This is a genomic window from Noviherbaspirillum suwonense, from assembly GCF_900182955.1.
In the GTDB taxonomy this organism is placed as follows: Bacteria; Pseudomonadota; Gammaproteobacteria; order Burkholderiales; family Burkholderiaceae_D; genus Noviherbaspirillum_A; species Noviherbaspirillum_A suwonense.
On sequence record NZ_FXUL01000055.1, the window covers coordinates 1 to 4,011 of the forward strand.

Genomic DNA, 4,011 nt, shown 5'->3' on the forward strand with positions numbered 1-4,011 from the left:
GGCCAGTTATATTGGCTATTCCTGCAAATCCAACACTGACCTATCTCAGCTAAGGCCGCATGGATACTGGGCGCCCGCCATATTTCAGCACCGACGATTTAGTGGCCGGGCTGAGCAACGTATCCAGTGTTCCGCACAGCAATAGCGTTACCGTGGTAGGCTATTTTACGTCCCAATAGATTATCTGAGAACCAAGTCGAAATTCGCAACGGTTGTTGCAACTTCGCATTGCCGGCAGACGCTATTGATTGGTTTTCACATCGAGAATGAAATGGTTACGCACAATATTGCTCTTTCCTCATCGTACGTTACCGCGAAACTCGTTTACGGGGCGCTCTAGCGGTACTGCTGCTCTTTCATGGCATCGCCAAGGTGATTGACGGCGTTGGCTTCATCTCCGTGGCGCTAACCAAAATGGGGTGGCCAGCTAAGGATACCTTGTCTACATTGGCGAGGTCGTTGCACCGTTCCTGATACTGCTCGGGATATGGACAAGAGCAGCTGCATTGGTAGTGATAATCAACTGATTGTGACAACGTTGCTGGTTCATTACCAAGCAGCTTTTTACGATGCCGCCAACCGTACCATGATGCACCTGCGCTCGTGAAAAAGTGCGTGGCATAAGCCGTTTCGACCATCCGCGCAGGCTGGGAGCCGGGCATTCCGATTTGGTCAGTTCGGGACGTTCTAAGCTAGCCAGTACATAGCGTCGAGTGATATTAAGTTTATGTAATAGCCTGTCCAGGCTTAGGATTGCGACCGACGATTTGTTGAATGACTTTGCGTCGAACCAGTGCGCACATCGGCCTCGTGATACTCCCTGTGTCGTTCATGGCGATCCCTCTGTAAGTCGCCACAATGCGCTGTATCAGCGAAAATCTGACATTTCAACTTTGCTGGAATCGGATAATACTGCTTCGCTTCTACATCCAAAATGCTGAATTATTTTTATGTAAATTACGATACTGATCCTCATTGGACTTGATATCACATCTTTGCGGTGTGGTTCAACACATCGGTTGCCCGGTCTTTTCGACTGTGCGGTAAAGTTTAGCCCAGATTGGCCACTGGTGCAGACCGTCAGCGTCAGCCAACCCCGCGTCACGCGCGCGGTCGAACAGTTGATCGAACGTGGCCTGGTGTATTCGCAGAAGGGGCATGTCCAACACATCCGCTCACTCTCGCTCACGCCCGCTGGCGAAGCGGCGATGGCGCGTGCCCGCCCGAATGGCTTTCGCATGTATAGGCGGCAGTCGGCACGCTGTTGTAGGACGAGCTCGACGCACTCATGGCGCGGCTTGCCGAACTCGAAACGGTGCTGGAGGCGACGCTGATCGATGTCCTTGCCGGTCGAATGAACCCGGCGCGCCTGACCATACGCGAATACAGCGACGACCTGGCGCCGTACTTCCACGACATCGATGCCGATTGGATCAACGACATGTTCCGGGTTGAATCGACCGACCGGGAAGCGCTGGAAAATCCCCACGCGTGGATCGTTGATCCGAGTGGCGTGATCCTGTTTGCCGAAGCCAAGGGCCTTGGCATTGTCAGCACTTGCGCGCTGCAAAAATGGACGAACGCAGCTTCGAGCTGACCAAGATGGGCGTGCAAACGTTCGCGCGCGGGCTGAAGGTCGGCGAATTCCTTTTGCGAGTCGTGATTGAACGCGCTACGCAGATCGGCGCCGAGCCGTTCTTCCTGCTCATCGACACGAAATGCGTGGCCGGGATTCGCCTATACGAAAAGGCGGGCTTCCAGCGTGACGCCGACATCGTGGCGCGCTACGGCGCACGCCACTCACGTTGCGACGTGGCGATGCGCTACGCGTTCGGCACCACCTGACATGGGTTCTGGCCCAGTTTTACCTTGCCCCATAGCCATTTAATGAGCACGAATCAATAGCGACCCGAGGGCAGATATCCGTGTCGTGGACTTCGTCACTGCCGTCAGCTTACGAGCAAAGTCAACCCATCGTATGATGGTGTGCGCATGGAAAATAAACCGGCGGCCGATTTGCGGAAGACTGCTCTAGTTCGAATTTCCCAATCCCGGCAATGGCGTCAGTCAGCCATGAAATGGTGTAGCTGCTATTGGTAGTCCTTGCCGATAGTGGGCTGCCCAGCAGCGCTGCTCGGAACGCTTAAAAACTGCCGCAAAGAGTTCTAGCCATTCTTGGCGTTTTGCATGCCAGTCGGTTGCTGAAAAATTACGGTCTCCATCGTTATCTTTCCGGCAGCCATATACCTAAATTCTAAGCCTTTACTTGGCATAAGTAGTGTTGGACGGTCCTCAACGAAATGCCGCGTTGCTCGAACAACATTGCTAAAAACATCTTTTTCTTCCATACATAGCGGTAGCGTTCAATTACCCGACGATCGGACGAAGACAAGATGTTCCAAAGAATAGTGCGCATGCACCGGCGCCGGCCGTTGGCAGCAATACTCGCACCAGTGCCAGTGTCGCTTCGGGCGCCTGCGCCAATATGCAGGACTATCGTTTTAGCCATTCCCTGCTCTCGGCTATCGAGCGGTCGGTAGCCGGCGTGCAAAGAATTCTGCTGGCCAGTGGGAGCAACGCTGCGCAGGTCCGGCCGTGCATACAACGGCGCCGCCGTGGCAGACGGGTGGACTTCCAGGACGCGCCATGGGCGCGCCGTCGTCAAGCACTACGTATGATCGTGTCGCGTGCGACATTCCTCTCGTCATCGGTCAGTTGCCCCGACAAATAGAGACTATCGATGTGTTCCAGGTGTTTTGTCGTGGGCGATTTGCGGTCTTCATAAAATTTACTGCGGGCTTTGACGGAAGGGGTTTCTCCGTCGTTGGCAACTGCCGGCATCAGCGTCGTTGACATGCCGCCGGGACCGCGTATGACCCGAACCACGACATAGGCAAGGGCGCCAGTTGCCAAACCGCCGACCCAGACGAGAAAGGTATAAGCGAAGACTGCCCCCGCCTGGTTTTCGTATTGCAGGACAAAAGGCAGGATGCAGCCGATGCAAAAATAAAAAATAGCGAAAATTCGTGCGGTATTAAAAGCCCAGTTTTTCAAGCTGAAGAGTCGTTTCGGCATGTTATGTTTTTTTCATCAGGCTTTTGCGCGAGATACCCCGGCATTCATGCCGGGGAGGGATAGCGCGGCACGCGAAGCGTGCCCTGCACCCGCTGAAATAGTGCTATCCATGTTGAACGAATAACCGTAGCCATCTGCCCGTTGCACCATGGTGCAGTACTGATGGCCGATTCCCTGTATCACTTCCTTGCCCATCTGGATGTTGAAGCTGCCAGAGGCGCGCACTGCGACTCGACCTACATAGGTGCCGATCTTCTTGCCCTTTGTGACGCTCGCACGGACCATGTCGCCGGTTTGGAATCCCTTGACCGACTTTTCACGCATCGGGTAACCACGCGGGAAGCCGTACTTGTCCAAGCGGGTGCGCTGGTAGGCGCCACGACCGGTTGCCTTGATGGCCAGCGTAGGTCGGCGCCAACCTGCCACAGCAGCCACATCCCCGACGCATACCGCATCAAGCGCATGGGTCTTGGGCAGGTACAGTTGGCATCGGTTGAACGTCGTCCGCCCGCCGGAGGAGGCTTCGACGGCAAGCTCGGTGGCTTTCAGGCGGTTGAGCAAGACCCACCGTGTGGCATTGACTGCAGCCGCATCCTTCAGCGGCCGCTTGGCCTGCGCCAGAATGCTTGCAAGCCTCGCCGGATCCTTCTTCAGAAACGCCTTGATGTCGCGAGCGGCCTTCTTCTGGTTGCATGGCTGACAGGCAATGCCGAGGTTGCCCGGGCGGTCGGTGCCGCCGTTTGCTCTCGCATGGATGTGCTCGACCTGCAGTGGTACGCCTTCCTTGTCACAGTACATGCATTTGCGGCCCCATTTTTCCAGCAGGTACTCGCGCAGCTCATAGCCGGCCAGCGTGCCTTGCTGGTACGCGACGCCGGATATCCCGGGGTTTTCCATGGCCTGCATGTCGAAGCGGACCAGTTCCGTGCTCAGCGC

5 protein-coding genes are annotated in these 4,011 nt (G+C 55.7%); 3 read left to right on the forward strand and 2 right to left on the reverse strand.

Translation table 11 applies throughout. From position 1 onward, the window contains the following. Positions 1-473 precede the first annotated feature (473 nt). The 3 genes from QOL82_RS28935 to QOL82_RS28945 all read left to right on the forward strand — a co-directional run bounded on the left by QOL82_RS28935 (position 474) and on the right by QOL82_RS28945 (position 1,845). A complete protein-coding gene (locus QOL82_RS28935) occupies positions 474-527 on the forward strand; it encodes a hypothetical protein (RefSeq protein WP_283445789.1) in 54 nt (17 codons plus the stop codon). Between the two features lie 761 nt (positions 528-1,288). Further along, the gene (locus QOL82_RS28940; RefSeq protein ID WP_283445785.1) at positions 1,289-1,597 is read left to right on the forward strand and encodes a hypothetical protein; all 309 of its coding nucleotides are present in this window, start codon (positions 1,289-1,291) and stop codon (positions 1,595-1,597) included. After that, the gene (locus tag QOL82_RS28945) at positions 1,573-1,845 is read left to right on the forward strand and encodes a GNAT family N-acetyltransferase (protein ID WP_283445786.1); all 273 of its coding nucleotides are present in this window, start codon (positions 1,573-1,575) and stop codon (positions 1,843-1,845) included. The genes QOL82_RS28940 and QOL82_RS28945 overlap by 25 nt, the downstream gene beginning before the upstream one ends. 816 nt (positions 1,846-2,661) lie before the next feature. Here QOL82_RS28945 and QOL82_RS28950 read toward each other — a convergent pair. Together QOL82_RS28950 and iscB are read right to left on the reverse strand one after the other, a co-directional pair. After that, positions 2,662-3,075 carry a hypothetical protein gene (locus tag QOL82_RS28950; protein WP_283445787.1) on the reverse strand — a complete coding sequence of 138 codons (414 nt, stop codon included), beginning with the start codon at positions 3,073-3,075 and terminating at the stop codon, positions 2,662-2,664. Between the two features lie 15 nt (positions 3,076-3,090). After that, the coding region (gene iscB / locus QOL82_RS28955) for an RNA-guided endonuclease IscB (RefSeq protein WP_283445788.1) at positions 3,091-4,011 on the reverse strand (921 nt) is incomplete at its 5' end.